This window comes from Streptomyces sp. UF-297, from assembly GCF_058245575.1.
This window is the reverse complement of record NZ_JBSIBZ010000015.1, coordinates 40,678-66,227: the sequence shown is the minus strand read 5'-3', so window position 1 is coordinate 66,227 and position 25,550 is coordinate 40,678. Positions and strand designations below refer to the sequence as shown.

Here is a 25,550-nt window from a genome sequence, read left to right as displayed (position 1 = left end):
GGTCCGTATGCGGAATGCCCTGCGCCGGGCACACATCGGGTCCCGCGTGGGGATACTCAGGACATGTCTGCGGAATCTGCGGGGTACGCGACCTTCGCGCTGGCGCCGGCGATGCGCGCCGGCGGCGTGCTGGCCAACGGCGCATATCAGGTCCACCGGGATTTCCTGGACTTCATCGTCGACGGCAGGCCGCTGCTGCTGCGCCTGGACGACCTCGACGCCGTCTCGCCCCTCGCCTCCGACGTGGGGCCCTCCCTCTTCACCGCCCATGTGCGCAGGCTGCTGCTGGAGGCCGAACCCCCGCTCGCCGGCGGACGCTATGTCATCTACGGCTGTCCCGAGTGCGAGGGGCTGGAGTGCGGGGCGGTCACCGCCGTCATCGAGCGCGACGGCGGCGACATCGTCTGGCGCGACTTCGCCTGGCAGACCGAGCGGCCCGCCGACCTCGAACGCAACGCCTACACCGGCATAGGCCCCTTCCGCTTCCACGGCGAGCAGTACCGCACCGCACTGCAGGACCTGCTCTCCCACGACGACGGGCCCGCCGCGCACCCCGCCGCCCGCCGGGTGCTGCTGGTCGGCAGGCGGGTGGCGATCCTGGCCCGGCTCGCCGCCGCGCTGCGCGGCATCGGGATCGGCGCCGAGATCACCCGCGACGCCGTCGGCGCCTCCCCCGAGGAGCTGCGCATCTACGGCGCGGTGATGTTCGGGGAGACGGTCGGCGAGGACGAGCGCGGCGCCGTACGCGACGCCTTCGCCGCGGCCGGCGCCGACGCGGTCCTGGTCGACGCCCTGGCCCCCATCGTCCCCCTGCTCGTCGCCCAGATCGAACAGGCCCTGGACCGCTGCCCCCAGGACCAGCGACGGCTGCTGCGCCTGACCGCCGCCCGCGGCTCGGTCGTCCTCGCCGTCGCCCTGCCCAGCCGGGTACGCCTGACCGCCTACCGCCCCGACCGCCTGCTGCGCCCCGGCACCAGCGAACTCTTCGAGGGGCAACTGGAGCCGGGGGAGCATCACTTGGAGGTCGACGCGCGCGCGACCAAGGGCGAGTCGTACGTCGTCGCCCGCACCCCGGGCAGCGTGCTCACCACTACGGTGCGGCACTGACCGGCAGGACCCCGCGCCACCTCCCGTGACGCTTTTGGTGATCTTGGTGTAACCCTCCGGCAGTGAACCGGACAAATCCGCGGTCTAGGCTGGTCACCAGCACCGTCGGCCGATGACGCCCAACGGATTCGTTCCCCCGTCCGCTGCGGACCGTCCGTACCGGAGCATCCGTTCGGACCACCGCCGTGGCCGGACCGCTCCGGGCCATCGGATCCGGCCGTCGAAGGAGGCCCATGCCCCGCGCCCAGCGCGCCGTGCCCGCCTGGCTCGCCCACCCCTTCCGCTGGCAGCGGCTGCCCGTCCCCTGGGCCGCCGTCGTCCGCGGCGCGCTGTGCGCGGGACCGCTGCTCGGCGCGGGCATCGCGACGGGCCACCCGGCGGCCGGTGTGCTGGCCGGGCTCGGCTCGATGCTCGCGGGCGTCAACGACCGCCCCGGCACGCGCCGCACCGGCGTCGTCCACATCGGCCTGCCGGCCCTCGCCTCCGCACTGGGCATGTTCCTGGGCGCCTCACTGGCCGCCGCGGACGCGGGCTGGTGGGTGGTGCCCGCCCTGTTCGCCGTCGGCTTCGTCTCCGGCGCGGGCAGCGTCGCCGGGCCCGTACGCTCCAACGCCGGCATGCAGATGCTGGCCACCACCGTCCTGGGCGCGGGCATGCCACTGCCCGGCACCCCCTGGGCCAAGGCCCTCTACCTCCTCGCCGGCTGCCTGTGGCTGCTGCTCCTGCGGCTGGTGCTGCGCCCGCCGCGCACCGCGGGCGGCCCGCTCGGCGGCGAGCGGGCCGCCGTCGCCGCCGTCTTCGACGCGCTCGCCGCCGCCCTGGAGGCCGTGGGCACCCCCGGGGCGGAGCCCGCCAGGCGCCGGCTCACCACCGCACTGGACCGCGCCGACGAAGCGCTGCGCCTGCGCCGTCTGCTGCGCCACCGGCCGCGTACCGGCGACCTGCTGCTCGCCGACCGGATGGCCGCCGCCACCGCACTGTGCGAGGCCAGCGTCGCCCTGCTGTGGGAGGGCAGCCCGCTGCCGCCGCGCATCGCCGAGGGCCCGCGCCGCTTCGCCGCAGCCCTGCGCACCGGCCGCCCGCCCGGCGCGCTGCCCGCGCCCGCCGCCAGCACCCCCGCCCGCGAGGCCTTCGACCGCGCGCTCCTGGACGCCGCGGTCGTCTTCGACCGTACGGAGCCGTCGGCGCAGGTCAGCGCACCACGCAGCGGCGGCCCCGTCGAGCGCCTGCTGCGCCGGGGCGGCCCGCGCACCCGTCGGGGCCGCAGCGTCCTGGGCCCCCTCGGCCGCGACTACGGACTGCGGGTGGCCCTGTGCATCGCCGCGAGCACCGCCGTCGCGCTCGCACTGCGTGCCGACCACTGGTACTGGCTCCCGGCCACCGCCACCTTCCTCGTCAAGCCCGACCTGGGCCCGCTCTTCTCCCGTACGGTCAACCGCTTCGCCGGCACGCTCGCGGGCGTCGTCGTCTTCGCCGCCGCCGGGGCGCTGCTGACCGGGTCGTGGTGGCCCGCGCTGGCCGCCGGGGCCGGTGGCGCGCTGCTGCCCTTCGCCACCCGCCACTTCGCGCTGCAGACCACCGCCATCACCGTCATGGTGCTCTCGTTCGTGCACGTCAGCGGCGATCCGCAGGCCGCGGCCGAGCGGATCGTGGACACCTCCATCGCCTGCGCCATCGTGCTCGTGGTCGGCCATCTGCCGCGCCTGGGCGACCCGCGCCGCCGCGTCGGCGACAAGGTCACCACGGCCCTGCGCGCCACCGAGACCTATCTGCGGCACGTCCTGGCCACCGGCCCCGGCCAGGACCCCGCCCAGCGCCTGACCCTGCGCCGGGCCGCCTACCGCGCGCTGGCCGAGGCCCGCAGCACCGCCGAGACCGCGGCCGCCGAACTCCTCGCCGCCCGCGACCGCAGCCCCGACTGGCTGGGCATCGTCACCGCCGCCGAGCGCATCACCGACGCGGCCACCGCCTGCGCCGTACGCCTGGACCACGGCGCGCACCGCCCGGACCCCGAGGAGTGCCGGCGCCTGTGCGAGGCCCTCTCCCGTACGGCAGAGGCCCTGGACACACCCCGCACCGGCGCCGCACGCCTGACCGGCCCCGCGGCACCCGCCGAGGTCCCGGGCTGCGCCACCCTGACCGACGTGGCGGCGGAACTGGAACGCATCAAGGGCCACGCGGGAGCCGCCTGAGACACCGGTGTGTCCCGTTTCGGTAACACGGCACGGTCACGGTGCGCCCGCTCCCTACGCTGAGCGCTTCAGCCGCACCCGGGGCGTGCGGCCCGACCCGAGGAACGTCCATGACCCGAGCCCGCATCACCGCCGCCGCTCTCGCCACCGGCTGCGCTGCCGTACTCGCCCTGCCGACCCCGGCCCAGGCCGCCGGCTCCGTCCACCTCTACAAGATCTACTACGACAGCCCGGGCTCGGACACCGGCAGCAACAGCAGCCTGAACGCCGAGTACGTCCAGATCCGCAACACCAAGAGCACCGGCGTCCGCCTCACCGGCTGGACCCTCAAGGACAACACCGGCTACACCTACAAGTTCGGCACCTACACCCTCGGCGCCGGCAAGACGGTCACCATCCGCACCGGCAAGGGCACCAACACCACCGCCAACCGCTACTGGGGCCGCACCTGGTACGTCTGGAACAACACCAGCGACAAGGCCACCCTGCGCACCTCCGCGGGCACTTGGATCGACTCCTGCTCGTACAACAGCTCGGCGTACGACTCCAAGAGCTGCTAGGAGTGCCGAAGTCGGTGAGCTCCCCGCGCCCGTAAGGGGCGCGGGGCCGTGTCGATATGCGGCTCCGGGCCGGTGGGCGCGACAAGCCCCCACCGGCCCGGAGCCGTACGACCGCACCTTTGGCGGAGCGCTCAGCGGCGGCCGCGGTTCTTGGGGTCGGACTTGCCGGACTTGTCGTTCTTGCCGTCGGCGCCCAGGAGGCCCGCACGGCGCAGCGCGTCGGCCATGGCGCCGTTGGCGGGGGCCGCCTCGCGTCCGCCGCCGCGGCGGTCGCCGCCACGCTGGCCGCCCTGGCCACCGGAGCGCTGGCCGCCACTGCCGCCCTGACGCTGGCGCGGGGCGCTGGCGCGGCGGTCGTTGCCGCGGTCGCCGCGCTCGCGCTGGCCGCCGGAGGCGGGCCTGCCGCCTTGGCCGGATGCCGCGGCCGTGTGGTCGTCGTCCAGCCGCAGCGTCAGCGAGATGCGCTTGCGCGGGATGTCCACGTCCAGGACCTTCACCCGCACGATGTCACCCGGCTTGGCCACATCGCGCGGGTCCTTCACGAACGTCCGCGACATCGCCGAGACATGGACCAGCCCGTCCTGGTGGACACCCACGTCCACGAAGGCGCCGAAGGCGGCGACATTGGTCACCACGCCCTCCAGCAGCATCCCCGGCTCCAGGTCGCCGATCTTCTCCACGCCCTCCTTGAAGGCGGCCGTGCGGAATTCCGGCCGCGGGTCGCGCCCCGGCTTCTCCAGCTCCTGGAGGATGTCGGTCACCGTCGGCAGGCCGAAGGAGTCGTCGACGAAGTCCGCGGGCCGCAGCGAGCGCAGCACCGCGGTGTTGCCGATGAGCGCGGCGACCTCGCTGCCCGCCGACTTCACCATCCGGCGCACCACCGGGTACGCCTCGGGGTGCACGCTGGAGGCGTCCAGCGGGTCCTCGCCGTCGCGGATACGCAGGAAGCCCGCGCACTGCTCGTACGCCTTGGGGCCCAGCCGTGCCACGTCCTTGAGCGCCTTACGGGTGTGGAAGGGGCCGTTGGCGTCGCGGTGGGCGACGATGTTGTCGGCCAGCCCCGAGCTGATGCCGGAGACCCGCGAAAGCAGCGGCGCGGACGCGGTGTTGACGTCCACGCCGACGCCGTTGACACAGTCCTCCACAACGGCGTCCAGCGAGCGCGACAGCTTCACCTCGGACAGGTCGTGCTGGTACTGACCGACCCCGATCGACTTCGGGTCGATCTTGACCAGTTCGGCCAGGGGGTCCTGCAGGCGGCGCGCGATGGAGACCGCGCCGCGCAGCGAGACATCCAGCTCGGGCAGTTCCTGGGAGGCGAAGGCGGAGGCGGAGTACACCGAGGCGCCCGCCTCCGAGACCATCACCTTCGTCAGCTTCAACTCCGGCTGCGCCGCGATCAGATCGGCCGCCAGCTTGTCGGTCTCCCGCGACGCGGTGCCGTTGCCGATGGCGATGAGTTCCACGCCGTGCTCGCGCGCCAGCCGCGCCAGCGTGGCCAGCGACTGGTCCCACTTGTTCTGCGGGACGTGCGGATAGATCGTCTCGGTGGCGGCCACCTTGCCCGTCGCGTCCACGACCGCGACCTTGACACCCGTACGGAAACCGGGGTCCAGGCCCATCGTCGCGCGGGTCCCGGCCGGCGCCGCCAGCAGCAGATCGCGCAGGTTGGAGGCGAAGACGCGGACCGCCTCGTCCTCGGCCGCCTGCCGCAGCCGGGTGCGCAGATCGATCCCGAGGTGGACCAGGATACGGGTGCGCCAGGCCCAGCGGACCGTGTCGGCCAGCCACTTGTCGGCCGGGCGGCCACGGTCGGCGATGTTGAACTTGCGGGCGATGGCCTGCTCGTAGGACGTCGGGCCCTCGACCTGCTCGGTGTCGGGATCCAGCGACAGGTCGAGGATCTCCTCCTTCTCGCCGCGCAGCATCGCCAGCACGCGGTGCGAGGGCAACTCGGTGAACGGCTCGGCGAAGTCGAAGTAGTCGGCGAACTTCGCGCCCGCCTCCTCCTTGCCCTCGCGCACCTTGGCGGCCACCTGCCCGCGCGTCCACATCCGCTCGCGCAGCTCGCCGATCAGGTCGGCGTCCTCGCCGAACCGCTCGGTCAGGATCGCCCGCGCGCCCTCCAGGGCGGCCGCCGCGTCGGCGACGCCCTTGTCCGCGTCCACGAACGCCGCGGCGGCGGCCGCCGGTTCCACCGACGGGTCGCCCAGCAGCCCGTCCGCCAGCGGCTCCAGGCCCGCCTCGCGCGCGATCTGCGCCTTGGTGCGCCGCTTGGGCTTGTAGGGCAGATAGATGTCCTCCAGGCGCGCTTTGGACTCCGCGCCGCGGATCTGCGCCTCCAGGGCGGCGTCCAGCTTGCCCTGGGACCGTACGGACTCCAGGACCGCGCTGCGGCGCTCCTCCAGTTCCCGCAGATAGCGCAGCCGCTCCTCCAACGAGCGCAGCTGCGCGTCGTCGAGCATCTCGGTGGCTTCCTTGCGGTACCGGGCGATGAAGGGCACGGTCGAGCCGCCGTCCAGCAGTTCGACGGCGGCCTTCACCTGCCGTTCCTTGACGCCGAGCTCCTCGGCGATCCTGGCTTCGATGGAACTGATGGGACTGATCGAACCAGTCAGTCCCGTGGTTCCGGTCGGCCCGGTGGACTCGGTGGATGCCGTCACGATGATCCTGCCCCGCTTTCCAGCGCTTGCTTGAGCCTGCATTGTGCAGGTTGGCAGGGCGGCCTGTCGCGTGACCCCGGCGAGAGCGGCCAGGTGTGAGAAGCCGCACGTGACACGGCACGCACACCCGTACCAGCTGTGCGTGCCGAGGTCACCCGCGGGGCCCGGCGCGCCCCAGCTCAGAGCCCGCGGCCGCCCCGGTTCTTGCCGCTGCCGAACAGATCCCTGGGACAGGCCCCGGCGGCGTCTCAGTTCTTGCCGCTGCCGAACAACTCCCTGGGATAAGCCCCCGCGGCCATCTCAGTTCTTGCCGCTGCCGAACAACTCCTTGGGATAGGCCCCGGCGGCGTCTCAGTTCTTGCCGCTGCCGAACAACTCCCTGGGATAGGCCCCCGCGGCCATCGCGGCCTTGGCGAAGCCGCCCGCCAGCTCGGTCAGGCGGGCCACGCCCTCGGCGCCCAGGTGCTCGTAGGGCGCCCGGTCCAGCCGGTCGGTGGTCTCCTCCAGCTCCTCGCGCAGGCGTACGCCCGCCTCGGTCAAGGCGCCCTCGGCGTCCAGGAGTCCGCGGCCGCGCAGCCGCTCCTGCCCCGCGGCCCAGTCCGCCTCGGTCCAGCCGCGCGAGGACATGACCCACTCCCGGCTCATGCCGCTGCTGCTGGCGGTGTGGGTGACCAGGGCCTCCACGCCGTCCAGTTCCGCGTCCAGCAGCGCCACCAGGTGGCCGTCGCCGCGGTGTTCGCGCAGCAGCGTGGCCGCGTGCCAGTACGCCAGGTGCGGGGCCCGGGGCACGGGCAGGTCGGCGTGCGCGGCGAACAGCGGACGGGCGTGCCGGCCACCGGCCTCGGCGGCGCGCAGCGCCAGCTTCGCGGCCTCGGCCATCTCCTCGGACTCCACGGCCTCGCCCAGCAGGCGCCGCAGCATGGTGTCCACGGCCCGCAGCCGGGCGTCCAGCACCTGCTGGGGCGAGACGACCGACCAGGCGTGGGGTATGTGGCGGGCGATGTAGTCGTGATTGAAGTTGTAGAAGGTGGCGGCGATGGTGCCGGGGCCGACCGCGCCCAGCGCCGCGGCGCGCCCGACGAAGTAGGCGGCGCCGGAGTCCTCGATGCCGATCCGGGCGAACTCGGTGGCCAGGTCGGGGGAGAAGTAGACCGTCGAGTGGATCGCGTTGACGACGGTGTGGCAGCGCCGGCCCGCGCGCTCCGGCAGCGGGGTGGTGCCAGAAGTAGAGTTCATGCCGGGCAGGCTACCGACCCGTAGGTATGTGGGATCGTCCGGGTCCCCCGGCGTGACCTGAGCCGCCTCAACATCTTTACGCGGCGCCCCTGTTGGGTATCTCCGGAGACCCCGGCCCGCCCCGCGCGTGGCCGTAAAGGTGGGGAATACGTCATTGCCGCCATCCCCGCGCCCCGACCAGGATGGGCGGCATGTCACCGCGAGAAGTGCTCGTCGTCCTCTTCGAGGGCGTCCAGAGCCTGGATGTCACCGGACCCCTGGAGGTCTTCACCGGAGCGTCGGTGCGCGTCCCCGGCGCGTACCGCGTCCGCACCGCCTCCCTGGACGGCGCCCCGGTCCGTACCTCCAGCGGCCTGCGGCTCACCCCCGACCTCGCGCTGACCGTGACCGGCGCCGCCCCCGACCTCCTGCTGGTGCCCGGCGGCCGGGGCACCCGGCTGCCCGACGCCCGTCTGATCGACTGGCTGCGGGCGCACGCCCCGGCGGCGGGCCGGCTGGTGTCGGTGTGCAGCGGCGCGCTGCTGCTGGCCGAGGCCGGGCTCCTGGACGGCCTGCGGGCGACGACGCACTGGACGCTGTGCGCCCAGCTCGCCGAGCGCTACCCGGCGGTGCGCGTCGACCCCGAGCCGATCTATGTACGTGACGGACGGGTGGCCACCTCCGCGGGCGTCACCGCGGGCATCGACCTCGCACTGGCCCTGGTGGAGGAGGACCTGGGCCGCGAGGCCGCGCTGGCCATCGCCCGCCACCTCGTGGTGTTCTTGCGCCGCCCGGGCAATCAGACGCAGTTCAGCGCCCAGCTCGCCGCCCAGACCGCCGAGCGCCGCCCGCTGCGCGACGTCCAGCAGTGGATCACCGAGCACCCGGCGGCCGACCTGTCCGTCGAGGCCCTCGCCGCGCGCGCCGCCCTCTCGCCCCGCCACTTCGCCCGTGCCTTCCGCGAGGAGGTCGGCATGACACCGGGCCGCTATGTCGAGCGCGTACGGCTGGAGGCCGCCCGCCGCATGCTGGAGGACACCGCGGGCGGCGTCGAGGAGATCTCCCGGCGCTGCGGCTACGGCACTCCCGAGGCGATGCGCCGCGCGTTCGTACGGACCCTGGGCACCGCGCCCGCCGAATACCGCCGCCGCTTCCGCCCCGCGCCGCCGCCCGCCGCACCGGCCCGGTCCGGCACCACGGCCCGCACCGAAGCGGCACACCGCGCCGCCGCGACGAACCGCCGCGCCGCCACGACCCGCTAGCGGGCAACCACGACCCACCTCCCGACCGTGCCCTGTGAGAACGACCCGGCAAGGAGCCCCATGCAGATCGCGATCCTCCTCTACGACCGCTTCACGATCCTGGACGCCGTCGGCCCGTTCGAGGTCCTCAGCCGGCTGCCCGACGCCGAGACGGTCTTCGTCGGCGAGCGCACCGGCCTGTACCGCAACGACAACGGCTCGGCCGCGCTGGCCGCCGACGCCACCCTCGCCGAGGTCACCGCCCCCGACATCCTCGTCGTGCCCGGCGGCCCCGGACAGTCGGCCCTGATGGACCACGCGCCGCTGCTGGACTGGATCCGCGCCGTCGACGCCCGCACCACCTGGACGACCTCGGTGTGCACCGGCTCGCTCATCCTGGCCGCCGCGGGCCTCCTCAAGGGCCGCCGCGCCACCTCGCACTGGCTCGCCCTGGACCAGCTCCCCGCGCTCGGCGCCGAGCCGACCGGCGAACGCGTCGTCCTGGACGGCAAGTACGTCACCGCGGCCGGTGTCTCCTCCGGCATCGACATGGCCCTGACCCTGGCGGGCCGCATCGGCGGGGACGCCCTCGCCCAGTCCCTCCAGCTCGGCATCGAGTACGACCCGCAGCCCCCGTACGACGCGGGCTCCCCCGACAAGGCCCCCGCCGAGATCACGGCCGCGCTGCGCAGCCGCTCCCGCTTCACCCTGAAGGGCTGATCACCCTGAAGGGCTGAGCCCGCCCCGGGGGGGCGAACCCCGAAGGCCGGGTTCACCCCGGCGGGCTGAGGGCGCCACCGGCACGCGCCGGTGCCCCCTCGGTCCCTGCTTCCCCTTCGGCCTCGTCGTCCGCATCCTCCGTCTCCGCCCCGTCCGCCCCTCCCTCCGCCGCCCGTTCCTCCTGCCACAGCAGCTCCGTCAACCGGCCGATCCCGGCGGCCAGTTGACGCCGGTACGCGGCCATCGGCAGGCGCAACAGCTCGGCGGCGCGCGCCGGTGACCCGGCGGGCCGCAGGAAGGTGTGGTCCAGCGCCCGGAAGGCGGGCCGGTCCTCGGGTACGGCCCCCAGCGCGGCCGCCGCTGCGTGCAGCGCCGCCCGCAGGGCCGCCACCCGCTCCTGGGGACCCGCGCCCGCCGTGCACCGCGCGGCCACCAGCCGGGACCGCAGCAGCGCCGACTCCTCCAGGCCGTCGGCCCGTACGAGGCCGTGCAGCGCGTCCCGTACCGCGTAGGCGAAGGCGTCCCGGTCCAGCACGGGCGGCTGCCGCCGGGCCGGGGCACCGGGCCGGAAGGGGTCCTCGGCCCGCCCGCGCTCGGTCAGCAGCGCCAGCCACGCCGGCCCCGGCACCCGCCGCCAGTCGTGCACGAACATCCCGAACCGTCGGCCCCCGGCGGCGAAGTCCGCCTCCGGCAGCCGCGCGAAGTCGGCGTGCGCGCACCCCGGCGCCCAGAACCCGGGGTCGGCGAACGGCAGCAGCGTCAGCGCGGGACGGCGGTCCGTCAGACAGTGCCCGGCCAGCCGCACCGCGATCAGCGTCTGTACGGGGGAGAGGGCCTGGTACTCGTCACGGCTCATCCAGAACCGCACCAGCAGCGCGAACTCGCCCTCCCGCAGCCCGCCGTGCCCGGCCAGCCAGCCGCACACGGCCGCCGTCGCCGGGTCCTGGGGCGCCCCGGGCGGGGGAGTGCCGGTCAGTTCGATCAGCGTGTAGAAGCCCGCCGCGACCCCGTCGGGCCCGCGCACCGTGTGCGTACGGGCGCCCGGGATGTGCGACCAGCTCTCCACCAGCCGCGCCGACTGGCTCCCTTCGTGTATCGCGGCGATGGTGCACGCCTCCACCAGCTCCCCGCCCGCGGCGGGCCGCGCCGACACGGTGAGCCGGTCCAGCCCCCGCGCCACCGCGGCGCCGTGCACCACCGGCTCCAGCAGCCGGCCGACGGCCGGGCTGCCGCGGTGCAGATACGCGAAGTCCGCGAGCGCCGCCCGCTGCTCCGCCCGCTCCTGGGCCCGGGCGAACAGCGTCTGGTAGTAGACGCTCGCGCGGCGGTGGGTCAGCGCGCGCCGCTCCGCCCTCACCCCGGCCTCCAGCGCCTCGCGCACCACATCGTGCGGGCGGATGCCGCCCGGCCCGCCCTCGAAGACCGACAGCCGGCGCAGCCACTCGAAGTACGGGCGGGCATCGGCCACTTCGAGCAGCGCGGCCAGCAGCGGCTCGGTGGTCGTCAGCACCTGGGCGGCGGCCTCCAGCGCGCTCCGGTGCCGCGGCGAGGGAGCCGCCGCCAGCAGCGCGGCCAGCAGATCGGGCACGAGGTGCGGGGATCCGCCGGGCAGCGCGCCCGCCCCGGCGTGCGCCACGACATCCGCGGCCAGCACCAGCGCCAGGGGGTTCCCCGGCGCGCAGGACAGCGCCGCCTCCCGGGCGTCCTCGGGCACACCGCGGCGGCGCAGCAGCTCGCGGCCCTCCGCTGCGTCCAGCCCGCGCAGCGGCAGCGCGTGGGAGGGGCCTTGCCGGGCAGGGCCGGGGTGCCGTGCCGCCGGCGCGTCCCGTCCGGCCCACACCACCAGGGCGCCTGCGGGCAGCCGCGGCAGCAGCGTGCGCTGCAGGCGCAGGGCCTCATGCGCCGTGGGGGCCGTGTCCAGGCCGTCCAGGAGCAGCACCGGGCCCGGCCGGTTCGGCGGGCACTGCGGCAGGTGCTCCGTCAACTCCTCCCCGTACAGGCGCAGTTCGCTGACGTCCAGCCGTACGGCAGGGCGTCCCGCCACCCTTGCCAGATATGCGAAGTGGTGCAGCAGCGCGGTCTTGCCGATGCCCCCGGGCCCGTGGACGTACAGCGCGGCGCCGGCCGGCGAGGTCAACAGCCGGGCGAAGACGGCGGACTGTGTGCGCCGGCCGACAAACCCCTGTTCGCGCGCCGTCGCGAGCCGGTCGCCCAACCGGTCGTTCACGCTCCGAGTATCGCCCGGAAACGGCCTGAACGGGTCCCCGCCGGTCGCGGGACGCACAGCGCGCGGGCTGTGTTTCGGACAGCCGTCCCGCCAGGCGTCCCGTTCCCGCCCTCAGCCGGCCGTCCACGTGAAGCGCGGCTGCCTGCGCTCCAGGAAAGCGGCCACGCCTTCCGCGCTGTCGCCGCTGCCGCGCGCCTGCTCCTCCCAGTACGCCATCCGCCGCGCGTCCGCGACGCCGCCTGGCGCGTCCGCGAATTCCTTTGCCGCCGCCTGCGTCAGCTGCGAGCGGCGCGCCAGCACCGAGGCGAACTCCGCCACGCGCTTGTCCAGTTCGCCCTCCGGCAGCACCTCGTCCACCAGGCCCGTGCGCAGCGCCCGCGCACAGTCCACCAACTCGCCGGAGAACAGCAGGTACTTGGTGGCCGACGGGCCTATCAGGCGGACCAGCCGCTGGGTCGAGCCCGCCGCGTACACGATCCCCAGCTTCGCGGGTGTGACGCCGAACAGCGCGCCCTCCTCGGCGAAGCGCAGATCGCAGGCCGCCGCCAACTGGCAGCCGCCGCCCACGCAGTAGCCCTGCACCGCCGCCAGCGTCGGCTTGGGGAACGCCGCCAGCGCCTCCTCCGCCGCCACCGCCAGCCCCTTGTCCTGCTCGGCCGACTCCCGCAGCGAGGCGATGTCGGCCCCCGCGCAGAACGTCCCGCCCTCCCCCTTCAGCACCAGCGCCCGTACGGCACCGTCCCGCGCCAGCCGGTCCAGCAGCGGCGGCAGCGCCCGCCACATCCCGCTGGTCATCGCGTTCCGCTTGGCGGGGTTGGCGATCGTGACGGTCGCCGTCCCGTCGCCGACATGCGTCCTCAGGCCCGGTTCCATGCCGTGAATATTAGAGCGCGCCACTGACACCGGTACGGATACGATCCTTGACCTGATGTCTGCGCTCTCTACCACTCTTGTCGCCAAAGACCTCGCCGCCGGCCACGGCGATCGCGTCCTGTTCTCCGGCCTCGACCTGGTCGTCGCCCCCGGCGACGTCGTCGGCCTCGTCGGCGCCAACGGCGCGGGCAAGTCCACGCTGCTGCGCCTGCTGGCCGGCCTGGACACCCCCGAGGACGGCTCGCTGTCCCTGAGCCCGCCCACCGCCACCGTCGGCCACCTCCCCCAGGAGCCGGACCGCCGCCCCGGCGAGTCCGTACGCGCCTTCCTCGCCCGCCGCACCGGCGTGGCCGCCGCACAGCTCGCCCTGGACGGTGCCACCCAGGCCCTGGTCGAGGAGAAGCCCGGCGCGGACGACGCCTACGCCACCGCGCTGGAGCGCTGGCTCTCGCTCGGCGCCGCCGACCTGGACGAGCGCGCCGAGGAAACCGCGGGCCAGCTCGGGCTGACCGTCAGCCTCGACCAGCCCATGACCTCCCTGTCCGGCGGGCAGGCGGCCCGCGCCTCCCTGGCCTCCCTCCTGCTCTCGCGCTACGACCTCTTCCTCCTGGACGAGCCCACCAACGACCTCGACCTGGACGGCCTGCGCCGCCTGGAGGAGTTCGTCACGGGCCTGCGCGCCGGAACGGTCCTGGTCAGCCACGACCGCGAGTTCCTGACCCGCACCGTCACCCGCGTCCTGGAGCTCGACCTGGCCCAGCAGCAGGTCAACACCTACGGCGGCGGCTACGCCTCCTATCTGGAGGAGCGCGAGCGGGCCCGCAGGCACGCCCGCGAGGAGTACGAGGAGTACGCCGACACCAGGGCCGGCCTCGAAGCCCGCGCCAGCATTCAGCGCAACTGGATGGAGAAGGGCGTCAAGAACGCCCGGCGCAAGGCCACCGACAACGACAAGATCGGCCGCAAGTTCCGCGCGGAGTCGACCGAGAAGCAGGCCGCCAAGGCCCGGCAGACCCAGCGTCTGATCGAGCGCCTGGAGGTCGTGGAGGAGCCGCGCAAGGAGTGGGAGCTGCGGATGGAGATCGCCGCCGCACCCCGCGCCGGCGCCGTCGTCGCCACCCTGCGCGGCGCCGAGGTGCGCCGCGGCGGCTTTCGCCTGGGCCCGGTCGACCTGCAGATCGACTGGGCGGACCGGGTGGCCATCACCGGCCCCAACGGCTCGGGCAAGTCCACGCTCCTGGCCGCGCTGCTGGGCCGCCTCCCGCTGGACGAGGGCCAGGCCTCGCTCGGCCCCGGTGTCGTGGTCGGCGAGGTCGACCAGGCCCGTGGGCTCTTCCTCGGCGAGGAGGCACTGATGGACGCCTTCCGCGCCTGCGTACCGGAGATGGCGCCGTCCGACGTCCGCACCCTGCTCGCCAAATTCGGCCTGAAGTCGGCCCATGTGCTGCGCCCGGCGGCCACGCTGTCCCCGGGTGAGCGCACCCGCGCCGCCCTCGCCCTCCTCCAGGGCCGCGGCGTCAACCTTCTGGTCCTGGACGAGCCCACCAACCACCTCGACCTGCCCGCCATCGAGCAGCTGGAGTCGGCCCTGGCCTCCTACGAGGGCACCCTGCTGCTGGTCACCCACGACCGGCGGATGCTCCAGGCGGTGCACACCACGCGCCGTATCGAGGTCGAGGCGGGCCGGGTGGCCGAGCGCTGAGCGGCCGCCGCGGGAAAAGGATTTTGCCCTGGCTCCGGCACCCCGTAGGGTGGGGTTCACCGACGCGGGGTGGAGCAGCTCGGTAGCTCGCTGGGCTCATAACCCAGAGGTCGCAGGTTCAAATCCTGTCCCCGCTACTGACAACGCAGCAGGCCCGGCGCTTATTCAAGCGCCGGGCCTGCTGCGTTGTGTGCGCTGCGCCCGCGGGTGCACGAGAACTGCCGCCTTGCCGGAAAAGGGGTATACCGGGACGTAGGGGCCGACCGAGGAGGCGGTAATGACCGGCAAGGACACCACCCCACGTCCCGACCAGCCCGTCAGGAAACTGGGCCGCAGCTTCGGCTGGCTGGCCGCCCTCGGCGTGATCCTGGTCATCGCAGGCCTGGTGGGCCTGGCCTACGTAGGGCTGGCGACCCTCACCTCGATGCTGCTCTTCGGCTGGCTGCTGATGGTCGGCGGCCTGGTCGGACTGCTGCACGCGGTCCAGTCGCGCGGCTCCAACTTCTTCTGGCTCGGTGTGATCGTGGCCGCGCTGAACATCGCGGCGGGCGCGGTCGTCATCCGCAACCCCGAGGTCACCGCCGAGGCCCTGACGATGTTCGCGGCGCTGCTCTTCCTGACCGGCGGGGTCTTCCGGCTGGTCGGCGGGGTGGTGGTGCGCGGCCCGCAGTTCGGCTGGACGCTGGTCCAGGGCGCCTTCGGCATCCTGCTGGGCATCATGGTGCTGGCCGACTGGCCGCACAGCAGCCTGTACGTCCTGGGCTGCTTCTTCTCCCTGGCGCTGCTCTTCGACGGGCTGGGCCTGCTGGCCATGGGGATCGGCGGCCGCCGCATCGTCGGCATGGTCGCCGACCGGCAGCGCCCGGAGCGCGAAACGGAGCCCGACGGTGCCCCGGATTCCGCTGCCCCGGAGGCGACCGCCTCATGGCAGTCCTTGAACGCGAAGCAAAAAGATCAGGACCAGTCGCAGGGCTGATCACGGCACACGGAAGCGGTCAGAAAACGTCGATAGACGCTGACTTGTGTTCAGCGGGTCGGTACGGACCAACGCATTCCCAACACTCGAAGTGTGAGGATGCCTTCCGGACCCCCGGCCGAACCCCCCGAGGAGCTGACCTCCCCGCTCGCGTACGAAGGTGTCTGGAGGTTCACCGCTCCGGCACTGGTGTCGTCGGTGCCGCAGGCGCGCCACGCGGTCCGGGATCTGCTCACCGAACAGCGCGTACCGGCCGCCCACGAGATCATGGACGGCCTGCTGCTGATCGTCTCCGAACTCGTCACGAACTCCGTGCAGCACGCCGCCGTGCTCTCCCCGGAGATCGCCGTCGAGGTGTCCATCGGACCGAACTGGGTGCGGGTCGCCGTCGAGGACGACCACCCTTACCGGCCCAAAGCCGTGGAGGCGGACGAGACCGACATCGGGGGGCGGGGCCTTTGGCTGGTGAAGATGATCACGATCGAGGCGGGCGGGAAGTGCGATGTGGAGCACACGGCGAGCGGCGGCAAGGTGGTGTGGGCCGAACTGCCGCTCGCCCCGTTGCCTACCAGCCGGCGGAGTTCCCCGTGAGCTCGCGCACCGCGGGCCGCGCCGCGTCCAGCACGGTCATGAACCACGCGGAGAAGGGCGCCTGGGCGTGCCGCTCGGCCAGCTCCTGCGCGGTCACGTACGCGATCTCGCCGACCTCCTCGGGGTCGGGCGAGGCGGTGGCGCGTACGAGACCCACGAACAGGTGGTTGTACTCCTGCTCCACCAGGCCGGAGGCGGGGTCGGGGTGGTTGTAGCGGACCGTGCCGGCCTCGGCCAGCAGCGCGGGCGCCAGGCCCAGCTCCTCGGCGGTGCGCCGGGCGGCGGCCACGAACGGCTCCTCGCCCGGGTAGGGGTGGCCGCAGCAGGTGTTGGACCACACGCCGGGGGAGTGGTACTTGCCCAGCGCCCGGCGCTGGAGCAGCAGGCGGCCCTTGTCGTCGAAAAGAAAGACCGAAAACGCGCGGTGCAACTGGCCGGGGGGCTGATGAGCGGAGAGCTTCTCCGCGGTGCCGATCGTCGTTCCGTCCTCGTCGACCAGCTCCAGCATGATCGGCTCGGCGGAGCCGTCCGGTGTGCTCACCGCCGCGATCCCGGCGGTCTGTCCGTTGGCAGGTGTGATCGGCATGCCCATCCTTGTCGTCGGTCTTCGGGCCCCAGTCTGCCTCAGTCGTGCCTGCATCAGTGGCACAGTTTCGCCTCGTGCTCCGCATGGCCGCCGGGTTCGAGCTGGAACGTGCAGTGTTCGAGGTCGAAGTGGTCGCCCAGGCAGCCCTGGAGGTCGTGCAGCAGCCGCTCGTGCCCGACGGTGTCCAGTGCGTCCTGACTGACCACCACATGCGCGGAGAGAACGGGCATACCCGACGTGATCGTCCAGGCGTGCAGATCGTGCACCGCCTCCACCCCGGGCAGGGCCAGGATGTGCGAACGGACCTCGGTCATGTCGACGCCCTTGGGGGCGGCCTCCAGCAGGACGTCCATCGACTCCCTGAACAGCTTCCAGGTCCGCGGGATGATCATGAGGCCGATGACGAGGGCCGCGATCGGGTCGGCCGGGGCCCACCCCGTCAACGTGACCAGCAGCGCCGCCACGATGACCGCCACCGAGCCCAGCGCGTCCGACATCACCTCCAGGAAGGCGCCGCGGACGTTGAGGCTCTCCTTCTGCCCGCGCATCAGCAGCGCCATCGCGATCAGGTTCGCCACCAGGCCGATGACGCCGAAGACCATCGCCGGCCCGCCCTCGACCTCGACCGGCTCGAAGAAGCGGGGTATCGCGGTGAACAGCACATAGCCGCCGACGCCGAAGAGCAGCAGCGCGTTGGCCAGCGCCGCCAGGATCTCGGCGCGGGCGAAGCCGAAGGTGCGCTGCTGGGACGGCGGGCGGTTGGCGAAGCGGATGGCCACCAGCGCCATGATCAGGCCGACCACGTCGGTGGCCATGTGCCCCGCGTCCGCCAGCAGCGCGAGCGAGCCGGTGACGATGCTGCCGACGATCTCGGCGATCATCACCGTCGCGGTCAGGCCCAGCGCCATGCGCAGCCGGCTGCGGTGGGCCGCGGCCGCGGTGCCCGTCGTCCCGGCCGGCATCGCCCCGTGCGAGTGCCCGTGATCGTGTCCTGCGCCCATGCCCGTACGCCTCCCCTGTGCTTGTCAGGCCGCGCGGCGGACACCGGCGACGTGGGCAGTGAAATACGGGCGGGGGGTATGTGTCAACGCGACGCTGAACACCGTTGTCATGTGCTCTGACCTGCGACGATATCCCCCGCGCCGACCTGGGGAGATGCGCTGCGCCGGTTATCCGGAGGATCCAGTTCCGGTCGAGTCGGGTGCAGCGCGCCGCGCGCCCCAGGAAGGCCGGCCGTCAACTTCCCGATGCCCCGTCCGCCGCCCCCGCCACCCTCGCGGGGCCGCTTCGGGCCACGGCCCACGGGAGCGTCACCGGCGCCCCGGCGGGCGCCAGTTGTTCATGGGCGGCCCGATCGACCATGATGATCGCGGCAGGCGCAGCCGTCGGTCACCCGATCGTGCGGTGAATGCGCGGTGAACGGCCGCATCCGGCGATCCGATAACCTCTGCCGACGTGTCCCCGCCCTCTCGGGCACCGAGGTGTGCCACGTCCGACGCCCGGGTAGATCGGTCCGAATGCGGACCGACCGGCACGGCCTCGTCAGCTTCCAAGGAGTGAGTTCGTCTGTCGACCGCCATCCTCACCGGTCCGCCGGTCGCCGGGTCGCCGCTCGAGGGTGACCTGCGTGCCCTGGGCTTCGACGTCCGTACGGCGCCCGACCCCGCCACGGCGGCCGAACTCCTCGCCGCGGCCCCCGCGCACGAGCGGGTGGCCCTGGTCGACCCCCGCTTCGTGGGACACCGGCACGCCCTGCGGCTGGCACTGACCGACCCCCGCTTTGCCGTCGCCGCGGTGCAGGGCGCCCTCACCGCCCAGCCCGAGGCCCGCGCGGCGCTCACCCGCGTGGCCGGTGCCGTCCCGGCCGGCCCCGGCAGCGCCCACCGCACCGACGTCCTGCCCGACGCGCTGAGCGAGGCGCTGGAGAGCGAAGGCGTCGGCGTGCAGCGCGTGGAGCCGGGCAGCCTGGTGGCCACCGTGCCGCTCACCCCCGCCCAGCGCACCGACGCCCAGGTGGCGCTCGCCGCGGTCGACGAGGAGGCCGTGCGCCTGCGCACCGCCGTCAAGTCCCGCGACGGGTTCTTCACCACCTTCTTCATCAGCCCGTACTCGCGCTACATCGCCCGCTGGTGCGCGCGCCGCGGACTGACCCCCAACCAGGTCACCACCGCCTCCCTGATCACCGCGCTGATCGCGGCGGGCTGCGCGGCCACCGGCACCCGCGGCGGCTTCGTCGCCGCCGGCGCGCTGCTGCTGTTCTCCTTCGTGCTGGACTGCACCGACGGCCAGCTGGCCCGCTACTCCCTGCAGTACTCCACGATGGGCGCCTGGCTGGACGCCACCTTCGACCGGGCCAAGGAGTACGCGTACTACGCGGGGCTCGCCCTCGGCGCGGCCCGCGGCGGCGACGACGTCTGGATGCTGGCGCTGGGCGCCATGGTCCTGCAGACCTGCCGCCACGTCGTGGACTTCTCCTTCAACGAGGCGCACGTCGGAAGCATCGTCGCGACCGCCAACACCAGCCCGACCGCCGCCCTCTCCGACAAGCTGGACAGCGTCGGCTGGACGGTCTGGGTGCGCCGGATGATAGTGCTGCCCATCGGGGAGCGCTGGGCGATGATCGCCGTCCTGACGGCCCTGACCACGCCCCGCATCGTCTTCTACGCCCTGCTCATCGGCTGCGCGCTGGCCGCCTGCTACACCACGGCGGGCCGCGTGCTGCGCTCGCTGACCCGGCGGGCCCGCCGCACCGACCGCGCGGCGCAGGCGCTCGCCGACCTCGCCGACACCGGCCCGGTCGCCGAGCTCCTGGCCAAGGGCCCGGCCGCGCGCGGCAGCGTCACCGCTCCGGTGACGGCCTTCGCGGGCCTGGCGTTCCTGCTGTCCCAGCTGTTCTGGCACAGCGCGGGAAGCTGGTGGCCGGTGCTCGGCGCCGCCGTGTACGCGCTCTTCGCCGGCGCGGCCGTCGCCCGCCCCCTCAAGGGCCCCCTGGACTGGCTCGTACCGCCCCTCTTCCGCGTCGGCGAGTACGTCACGATCCTGGTGCTGGCGGCCCGCTCGGGCGCGGACGGAGCGCTTCCGGCGGCGTTCGGGCTGGTCGCGGCGGTCGCCTACCATCACTACGACACGGTCTACCGCATCCGTGGCGGCACCGGTGCGCCCCCGAAGTGGCTGGTGCGCGCGACCGGCGGACACGAGGGACGGACCCTGGCCGTGGCCATCGCCTCGGCCGCCCTGACCGACACAGGTTTCACCATCGCCCTGACCGCTCTCGCGGTGGTCCTGGCGCTGCTGGTGCTCTTCGAGAGCATCCGTTTCTGGGTGTCCTCCAATGCACCCGCCGTACACGATGAAGGAGAACCCGCATGATCGGCCTCGTGCTGGCAGCCGGCGCCGGACGGCGTCTTCGCCCCTACACCGACACCCTGCCCAAGGCACTGGTGCCGGTAGGCCCTGAAAAGGAAGGTGAGGCCACGACCATCCTCGACCTGACCCTCGGCAACTTCGCCGAGATCGGCCTGACCGAGGTCGCGATCATCGTCGGCTACCGCAAGGAAGCCGTGTACGAGCGCAAGGCGGCGCTGGAGGCCAAGTACGGCCTCAAGCTCACCCTCATCGACAACGACAAGGCCGAGGAGTGGAACAACGCCTACTCCCTGTGGTGCGGCCGTGACTCCATCAAGCACACCGTGATCCTCGCCAACGGCGACACCGTGCACCCGGTCTCCGTCGAGAAGACCCTGCTCGCCGCCCGCGGCAACGGCCAGAAGATCATCCTCGCGCTGGACACGGTCAAGCAGCTGGCCGACGAGGAGATGAAGGTCGTCGTGGACCCCGACAAGGGTGTCCAGAAGATCACCAAGCTGATGGACCCGGCCGAGGCCACCGGTGAGTACATCGGCGTCACCCTCATCGAGGGCGAGGCCGCCGAGGAGTTGGCCGACGCCCTGAAGACCACCTTCGAGCGGGACCCCGACCTCTACTACGAGGACGGCTACCAGGAGCTGGTCAACCGCGGCTTCAAGGTCGACGTGGCGCCCATCGGCGACGTCAAGTGGGTCGAGATCGACAACCACGACGACCTCGCGAAGGGCCGTGAGATCGCATGCCAGTACTGACCCGCCTCATTCCGTCCCCGGTCGTCGTCGACATCAGCGCCGGCGCACTGGACGACCTGGCGGGCCTGCTGGCCGATCAGCGCATCTCCGCATCCGGGAAGCTCGCCATCGCCATCAGCGGTGGTTCGGGCGCCCGGCTGCGGGAGCGGCTGTGCCCCGCGCTGCCCGGCGCCGACTGGTACGAGGTCGGCGGCGGCACGCTGGACGACGCGATCAAGCTGGGCGACGCCATGAAGAAGGGGCACTACGACGCCGTCGTGGGCCTCGGCGGCGGCAAGATCATCGACTGTGCGAAGTACGCCGCGGCCCGTATCGGCCTGCCGCTGGTCGCGGTCGCGACCAACCTCTCGCACGACGGCCTGTGCTCGCCGGTGGCGACCCTCGACAACGACGCGGGCCGCGGCTCCTACGGCGTGCCCAACCCCATCGCCGTGGTGATCGACCTCGATGTGATCCGCGAGGCCCCGGTCCGGTTCGTCCGCTCCGGCATCGGTGACGCGATCTCCAACATCTCCGCCGTCGCGGACTGGGAGCTGTCCCACCGCGAGACCGGCGAGGCCATCGACGGCCTGGCCGCGGCCATGGCCCGGCAGGCCGGCGAGGCCGTGCTGCGCCACCCCGGGGGCGTCGGCGACGACGGCTTCCTCCAGGTCCTGGCCGAGGGCCTGGTCCTGACCGGCATCTCGATGTCGGTGGCCGGCGACAGCCGCCCGGCCTCCGGCGCCTGCCACGAGATCAACCACGCGCTGGACATCCTCTACCCCAAGCGCTCGGCGAGCCACGGCGAGCAGTGCGGCCTGGGCGCGGCCTTTGCCACGCACCTGCGCGGGGACCGGGAGACCGGCGCGCTGATGGTCGAGGTACTGCGCCGCCACGGTCTGCCGGTCACCCCCGGCGAGATCGGCTTCAGCGACGAGGAGTTCGTCAAGGCGGTCGCGTTCGCACCGCAGACCCGCCCCGGTCGTTACACGATCCTGGAGCACCTGGACCTGTCCACCGACCAGATCAGGGACGCATACGCCGACTATGCAAAAACCATCGGTAGCTGAACTCCGCCCGGTCGTTCACCCCCCGGGCGTGAAGGACCGGCGGAGCGGCGAGCACTGGGCCGGCCGGCTCTACATGCGCGAGATCTCCCTGCGCATCGACCGGCACCTGGTGAACACCCGGGTCACGCCCAACCAGCTGACCTACGTGATGACCGTCGCGGGCGCCCTCGCGGCCCCGGCCCTGCTGGTGCCGGGGATCTGGGGCGCGGTGCTCGGCGTGGTGATGGTCCAGCTCTACCTGCTGCTCGACTGCGTCGACGGCGAGATCGCCCGCTGGAAGAAGCAGTACTCGATGGCCGGGGTCTACCTGGACCGGGTCGCCGCCTACCTGTGCGACGCCGCGGTCCTGGTCGGCTTCGGTCTGCGTGCCGCGGACATCTGGGGTCAGGGCCGTATCGACTGGTTGTGGGCCTTCCTCGGCACCCTGGCCGCCCTCGGCGCCATCCTGATCAAGGCGGAGACCGACCTCGTCGGCGTCGCCCGCCACCAGACCGGGAAGCCGCCGGTGAAGGAGGCGGCGTCCGAGCCGCGCTCCTCCGGGATGGCGCTGGCCCGCAAGGCCGCCGCCGCGCTGAAGTTCCACCGGCTGATCCTCGGGGTCGAGGCGTCCTTGCTGATCCTCGTCATCGCGATCGTGGACCAGGTCAGGGGCGACCTGTTCTTCTCCCGCCTGGGCGTCGCCGTGCTCGCCGGCATCGCACTCCTGCAGACCCTGCTGCACCTCGTGTCCATCCTCGCCTCCAGCAGGCTCAAGTGACGGGAGTTCCCCAGATGAAGCTCGGCGCGGTTGTCCTGACCATGGGCAACCGCCCCGAGGAGCTGCGCGCGCTCCTCGACTCCGTCGCCAAACAGGAAGGCGACGCGATCGAGGTCGTGGTCGTGGGCAACGGATCGCCGCTGCCCGAGCTCCCCGAGGGCGTACGGACCGTAGAGCTGCCCGAGAACGTCGGCATCCCGGCCGGCCGCAACGTCGGCATCGAGGCGTTCGGCCCCGGCGGGAGCGAGGTCGACGCGCTGCTCTTCCTGGACGACGACGGTCTGCTGGCCAACACCGACACCGCCGAGCTGTGCCGCCATGCCTTCGCCCGCGACAAGAAGCTCGGCATCATCAGCTTCCGCATCGCCGACCCGGACACCGGGCAGACCCAGCGCCGCCACGTCCCGCGGCTGCGCGCCTCGGACCCGATGCGCTCCTCCCGGGTCACCACCTTCCTCGGCGGCGCCAACGCCGTGCGCACCACGGTCTTCAAGGAGGTCGGCGGGCTGCCCGACGACTTCTTCTACGCGCACGAGGAGACCGACCTGGCCTGGCGGGCCCTGAACGCCGGCTGGATGATCGACTACCGGGCCGACATGGTCCTGTTCCACCCGACCACGGCCCCCAACCGGCACGCGGTCTACCACCGCATGGTGGCGCGCAACCGCGTCTGGCTGGCCCGCCGCAACCTTCCGGCCCCGCTGGTTCCGGTCTATCTCGGTGTCTGGTTCCTGCTCACCCTGGCCCGCCGGCCCTCGCGGCCCGCGCTGCGTGCCTGGCTGGGCGGCTTCCGGGAGGGCTGGAGCAGCCCGTGCGGTCCCAGGCGTCCCATGAAGTGGCGTACCGTTTGGCGCCTGACCCGACTGGGCCGACCTCCCGTCATCTGACAAGCTCGGGTCTGAGAGCATTCGGGCCATACCCCGGTCCCTGGCCCACGCCTATGCCCGACCGGTTGCGCATCTGAATACGAAAGTTTCCCCTCGTGAGTGAGACAACGCATGACGGCGGAGTCGCGGTGACCGCGCCACCGTCGCCCGATGACGGGCTCTCCCCGGCCGAGCTGGCCGCCAAGTACGGCCTGACCGTCAGTGGTGCCCGGCCGGGACTTTTCGAGTACGTCCGCCAGCTGTGGGGACGCCGTCACTTCATCCTCGCCTTCTCTCAGGCGAAGCTCACCGCCCAGTACAGCCAGGCCAAGCTCGGCCAGCTCTGGCAGGTGGCGACCCCGCTGCTCAACGCGCTCGTGTACTTCTTGATCTTCGGCCTGATCCTGAAGGCCGACAAGGGCATGAACCGCGAGGTCTACATCCCGTTCCTGGTCACGGGAGTCTTCGTCTTCACCTTCACGCAGAGCTCGGTGATGGCGGGCGTCCGGTCGATCTCGGGCAACCTGGGCCTGGTGCGCGCGCTGCACTTCCCGCGCGCCTCGCTGCCCATCTCGTTCTCGCTGCAGCAGCTCCAGCAGCTGCTGTTCTCGATGATCGTGGTCTTCGTCGTCTGCGTCAGCTTCGGCAGCTACCCGCGGCTGTCGTGGCTGCTGATCGTCCCGGTCCTCGCGCTGCAGTTCCTCTTCAACACCGGTCTCGCGCTGATCATGGCCCGGCTGGGCAGCAAGACCCCCGACCTCGCGCAGCTGATGCCGTTCGTGATGCGTACGTGGATGTACGCGTCCGGCGTGATGTTCTCCATCCGCGTGATGCTGGAGAGCCACCCGCAGTGGATCGCCGATGTCCTGCAGTGGAACCCGGCCGCCATCTACATGGACCTGATGCGCTTCGCGCTGATCGACGGGTACGGCCGCGATCACCTGCCGCCGCACGTCTGGGCGGTCGCGTGCGGCTGGGCGGCGCTGGTCGCCGTCGGCGGCTTCGTGTACTTCTGGAAGGCTGAGGAGCGGTACGGCCGTGGCTGACGACAAAGGCGCCGCCGAGGCGCGCATTCCGACCGTCATCGCCGACGAGCTGCACATCGTCTACCGCGTCAACGGCGGGAAGACCGGCAAGGGGAGCGCGACGGCCGCGCTGAGCCGCATCATCCGCCGTCGGCCCGCGGCGGGCGTCCGCGAGGTGCACGCGGTCAAGGGCGTCACCTTCACCGCCTACCGCGGTGAGTCGATCGGTCTGATCGGCACCAACGGCTCCGGCAAGTCCACGCTGCTCAAGGCGGTGGCCGGCCTGCTGCCCGCGGAGCGCGGCAAGGTCTACACCCACGGCCAGCCCTCGCTGCTGGGCGTGAACGCGGCGCTGATGAACGACCTGACCGGCGAGCGCAACGTGATCCTGGGCGGACTGGCCATGGGGATGTCCCGCGACCAGGTCCGCGAGCGCTACCAGGGCATCGTCGACTTCTCCGGCATCAACGACAAGGGCGACTTCATCTCCCTGCCGATGCGCACCTATTCCTCGGGTATGGCGGCCCGGCTGCGGTTCTCCATCGCCGCCGCCAAGGATCACGACGTCCTGATGATCGACGAGGCGCTGGCCACCGGCGACCGCAGCTTCCAGAAGCGCTCCGAAGCACGGATTCGTGAACTGCGCAAGGAAGCCGGCACGGTCTTCCTGGTCAGCCACAACAACAAGTCGATCAGGGACACCTGCGACCGGGTGCTGTGGCTGGAGCGCGGAGAGCTGTTGATGGACGGCCCGACCGACGAAGTGATCAAGGCGTATGAGAAGGAAACGGGCAAGTAACCCGCCCGCTGCGCCACAAGACCCCCGCGAGCCCGGCTCGCGGGGGTCTTGGCTGTTAATAGATGGTCAACTTCGCCGAGATGAGGAACAGTTAAACCCGGTTCGATGTTGACCGGATCGTTGCTTCACGGTTCGGCACCCCGTCGGACGCTGATGAGATGTACGGCGTAAGCTGTACGGGTGCTGAACAGCACAAGTGACACAAGTCGGGCAATGTCTCGCGTGCGCTGGCTATGGGGGGCCCGATGGGGCGGGTCGTGACCTGCGGCGTGTCCGAAATGGG

The 25,550-nt window shown here is 72.6% G+C and carries 21 protein-coding genes and 1 tRNA gene; 16 read left to right on the top strand and 6 right to left on the bottom strand.

Annotated features, from left to right (window positions below):
• The first annotated feature begins 63 nt into the window (after positions 1-63).
• The 3 genes from AC4IJH_RS11780 to AC4IJH_RS11770 all read left to right on the top strand — a co-directional run bounded on the left by AC4IJH_RS11780 (position 64) and on the right by AC4IJH_RS11770 (position 3,859).
• A complete protein-coding gene (locus AC4IJH_RS11780; protein WP_490851560.1) occupies positions 64-1,107 on the top strand; it encodes an oxidoreductase in 1,044 nt (347 codons plus the stop codon).
• 233 nt (positions 1,108-1,340) lie between these two features.
• Positions 1,341-3,299: an FUSC family protein gene (locus tag AC4IJH_RS11775; RefSeq protein ID WP_490851559.1), complete on the top strand. Its 1,959-nt coding sequence runs from the start codon at positions 1,341-1,343 to the stop codon at positions 3,297-3,299.
• Positions 3,300-3,409: 110 nt separating this feature from the next.
• Positions 3,410-3,859, top strand: a complete 450-nt coding sequence (locus AC4IJH_RS11770) for a lamin tail domain-containing protein (protein WP_490851558.1) — start codon at positions 3,410-3,412, stop codon at positions 3,857-3,859.
• Positions 3,860-3,990: 131 nt separating this feature from the next.
• Here AC4IJH_RS11770 and AC4IJH_RS11765 read toward each other — a convergent pair whose 3' ends face one another.
• The gene (locus AC4IJH_RS11765) at positions 3,991-6,465 is read right to left on the bottom strand and encodes a Tex family protein (protein WP_490851618.1); all 2,475 of its coding nucleotides are present in this window, start codon (positions 6,463-6,465) and stop codon (positions 3,991-3,993) included.
• A gap of 408 nt (positions 6,466-6,873) precedes the next feature.
• Entirely contained in the window at positions 6,874-7,758 is an 885-nt protein-coding gene (locus AC4IJH_RS11760) for an SCO6745 family protein (RefSeq protein ID WP_490851557.1), read from the bottom strand.
• Positions 7,759-7,949: 191 nt separating this feature from the next.
• Here AC4IJH_RS11760 and AC4IJH_RS11755 point away from each other — a divergent pair, with 191 nt between their 5' ends.
• The gene (locus AC4IJH_RS11755; RefSeq protein WP_490851556.1) at positions 7,950-8,999 is read left to right on the top strand and encodes a GlxA family transcriptional regulator; all 1,050 of its coding nucleotides are present in this window, start codon (positions 7,950-7,952) and stop codon (positions 8,997-8,999) included.
• A 60-nt stretch (positions 9,000-9,059) separates the two neighbouring features.
• Positions 9,060-9,698, top strand: a complete 639-nt coding sequence (locus AC4IJH_RS11750) for a DJ-1/PfpI family protein (RefSeq protein ID WP_490851555.1) — start codon at positions 9,060-9,062, stop codon at positions 9,696-9,698.
• Positions 9,699-9,750: 52 nt separating this feature from the next.
• Here the strand turns inward: AC4IJH_RS11750 and AC4IJH_RS11745 are convergent, their stop codons facing one another.
• On the bottom strand, positions 9,751-11,925 hold the full coding sequence (locus tag AC4IJH_RS11745) for a hypothetical protein (RefSeq protein ID WP_490851554.1): 2,175 nt from the start codon (positions 11,923-11,925) through the stop codon (positions 9,751-9,753).
• 111 nt (positions 11,926-12,036) lie between these two features.
• Positions 12,037-12,798, bottom strand: a complete 762-nt coding sequence (locus tag AC4IJH_RS11740) for an enoyl-CoA hydratase/isomerase family protein (RefSeq protein ID WP_490851553.1) — start codon at positions 12,796-12,798, stop codon at positions 12,037-12,039.
• 55 nt (positions 12,799-12,853) lie between these two features.
• Between AC4IJH_RS11740 and AC4IJH_RS11735 the strand changes: the two genes are divergently transcribed.
• From AC4IJH_RS11735 to AC4IJH_RS11720, 4 genes are all read left to right on the top strand, one after another.
• A complete protein-coding gene (locus AC4IJH_RS11735) occupies positions 12,854-14,500 on the top strand; it encodes an ABC-F family ATP-binding cassette domain-containing protein (protein ID WP_490851552.1) in 1,647 nt (548 codons plus the stop codon).
• 63 nt (positions 14,501-14,563) lie between these two features.
• Positions 14,564-14,637, top strand: a tRNA-Met gene (locus AC4IJH_RS11730).
• A gap of 140 nt (positions 14,638-14,777) precedes the next feature.
• The gene (locus AC4IJH_RS11725) at positions 14,778-15,476 is read left to right on the top strand and encodes an HdeD family acid-resistance protein (protein WP_490851551.1); all 699 of its coding nucleotides are present in this window, start codon (positions 14,778-14,780) and stop codon (positions 15,474-15,476) included.
• A gap of 99 nt (positions 15,477-15,575) precedes the next feature.
• On the top strand, positions 15,576-16,067 hold the full coding sequence (locus AC4IJH_RS11720; RefSeq protein WP_490851550.1) for an ATP-binding protein: 492 nt from the start codon (positions 15,576-15,578) through the stop codon (positions 16,065-16,067).
• Here AC4IJH_RS11720 and idi read toward each other — a convergent pair.
• Positions 16,042-16,653: an isopentenyl-diphosphate Delta-isomerase gene (gene idi, locus AC4IJH_RS11715; protein WP_490851549.1), complete on the bottom strand. Its 612-nt coding sequence runs from the start codon at positions 16,651-16,653 to the stop codon at positions 16,042-16,044. The two genes, AC4IJH_RS11720 and idi, sit on opposite strands and share 26 nt — an antisense overlap.
• 53 nt (positions 16,654-16,706) lie before the next feature.
• Positions 16,707-17,654, bottom strand: coding sequence for a cation diffusion facilitator family transporter (locus AC4IJH_RS11710; RefSeq protein WP_490851548.1), 948 nt, complete (start codon positions 17,652-17,654; stop codon positions 16,707-16,709).
• A 565-nt stretch (positions 17,655-18,219) separates the two neighbouring features.
• Here AC4IJH_RS11710 and AC4IJH_RS11705 point away from each other — a divergent pair.
• From AC4IJH_RS11705 to AC4IJH_RS11675, 7 genes are all read left to right on the top strand, one after another.
• On the top strand, positions 18,220-20,022 hold the full coding sequence (locus AC4IJH_RS11705; RefSeq protein ID WP_490851617.1) for a DUF5941 domain-containing protein: 1,803 nt from the start codon (positions 18,220-18,222) through the stop codon (positions 20,020-20,022).
• Entirely contained in the window at positions 20,019-20,771 is a 753-nt protein-coding gene (locus tag AC4IJH_RS11700; RefSeq protein WP_490851547.1) for a phosphocholine cytidylyltransferase family protein, read from the top strand. Before AC4IJH_RS11705 ends, AC4IJH_RS11700 begins: the two co-directional genes overlap by 4 nt.
• A complete protein-coding gene (locus tag AC4IJH_RS11695; RefSeq protein WP_490851546.1) occupies positions 20,759-21,820 on the top strand; it encodes an iron-containing alcohol dehydrogenase family protein in 1,062 nt (353 codons plus the stop codon). The genes AC4IJH_RS11700 and AC4IJH_RS11695 overlap by 13 nt, the downstream gene beginning before the upstream one ends.
• Positions 21,798-22,577 (top strand): CDP-alcohol phosphatidyltransferase family protein, encoded by a 780-nt coding sequence (locus tag AC4IJH_RS11690; protein ID WP_490851545.1) that lies wholly within the window; start codon positions 21,798-21,800, stop codon positions 22,575-22,577. Before AC4IJH_RS11695 ends, AC4IJH_RS11690 begins: the two co-directional genes overlap by 23 nt.
• A gap of 14 nt (positions 22,578-22,591) precedes the next feature.
• Complete coding sequence (locus AC4IJH_RS11685) at positions 22,592-23,464, top strand: glycosyltransferase family 2 protein (protein ID WP_490851544.1); 873 nt, start codon at positions 22,592-22,594, stop codon at positions 23,462-23,464.
• A 95-nt stretch (positions 23,465-23,559) separates the two neighbouring features.
• Entirely contained in the window at positions 23,560-24,489 is a 930-nt protein-coding gene (locus AC4IJH_RS11680; protein WP_490851543.1) for an ABC transporter permease, read from the top strand.
• Positions 24,482-25,267, top strand: a complete 786-nt coding sequence (locus AC4IJH_RS11675; protein ID WP_490851542.1) for an ABC transporter ATP-binding protein — start codon at positions 24,482-24,484, stop codon at positions 25,265-25,267. Before AC4IJH_RS11680 ends, AC4IJH_RS11675 begins: the two co-directional genes overlap by 8 nt.
• Positions 25,268-25,550 lie beyond the last annotated feature (283 nt).

Bases quoted from the DNA above. Each gene is read 5' to 3' on its own strand.
- AC4IJH_RS11735 (WP_490851552.1), top strand. From the start codon at position 12,854: ATGTCTGCGCTCTCTACCACTCTTGTCGCCAAAGACCTCGCCGCCGGC.
- AC4IJH_RS11775 (WP_490851559.1), top strand. From the start codon at position 1,341: ATGCCCCGCGCCCAGCGCGCCGTGCCCGCCTGGCTCGCCCACCCCTTC.
- AC4IJH_RS11700 (WP_490851547.1), top strand. From the start codon at position 20,019: ATGATCGGCCTCGTGCTGGCAGCCGGCGCCGGACGGCGTCTTCGCCCC.
- AC4IJH_RS11725 (WP_490851551.1), top strand. From the start codon at position 14,778: ATGACCGGCAAGGACACCACCCCACGTCCCGACCAGCCCGTCAGGAAA.
- idi (WP_490851549.1), bottom strand. From the start codon at position 16,653: ATGCCGATCACACCTGCCAACGGACAGACCGCCGGGATCGCGGCGGTG.
- AC4IJH_RS11685 (WP_490851544.1), top strand. From the start codon at position 22,592: ATGAAGCTCGGCGCGGTTGTCCTGACCATGGGCAACCGCCCCGAGGAG.
- AC4IJH_RS11695 (WP_490851546.1), top strand. From the start codon at position 20,759: ATGCCAGTACTGACCCGCCTCATTCCGTCCCCGGTCGTCGTCGACATC.
- AC4IJH_RS11690 (WP_490851545.1), top strand. From the start codon at position 21,798: ATGCAAAAACCATCGGTAGCTGAACTCCGCCCGGTCGTTCACCCCCCG.
- AC4IJH_RS11710 (WP_490851548.1), bottom strand. From the start codon at position 17,654: ATGGGCGCAGGACACGATCACGGGCACTCGCACGGGGCGATGCCGGCC.
- AC4IJH_RS11740 (WP_490851553.1), bottom strand. From the start codon at position 12,798: ATGGAACCGGGCCTGAGGACGCATGTCGGCGACGGGACGGCGACCGTC.
- AC4IJH_RS11770 (WP_490851558.1), top strand. From the start codon at position 3,410: ATGACCCGAGCCCGCATCACCGCCGCCGCTCTCGCCACCGGCTGCGCT.
- AC4IJH_RS11750 (WP_490851555.1), top strand. From the start codon at position 9,060: ATGCAGATCGCGATCCTCCTCTACGACCGCTTCACGATCCTGGACGCC.
- AC4IJH_RS11780 (WP_490851560.1), top strand. From the start codon at position 64: ATGTCTGCGGAATCTGCGGGGTACGCGACCTTCGCGCTGGCGCCGGCG.
- AC4IJH_RS11760 (WP_490851557.1), bottom strand. From the start codon at position 7,758: ATGAACTCTACTTCTGGCACCACCCCGCTGCCGGAGCGCGCGGGCCGG.
- AC4IJH_RS11720 (WP_490851550.1), top strand. From the start codon at position 15,576: ATGCCTTCCGGACCCCCGGCCGAACCCCCCGAGGAGCTGACCTCCCCG.
- AC4IJH_RS11755 (WP_490851556.1), top strand. From the start codon at position 7,950: ATGTCACCGCGAGAAGTGCTCGTCGTCCTCTTCGAGGGCGTCCAGAGC.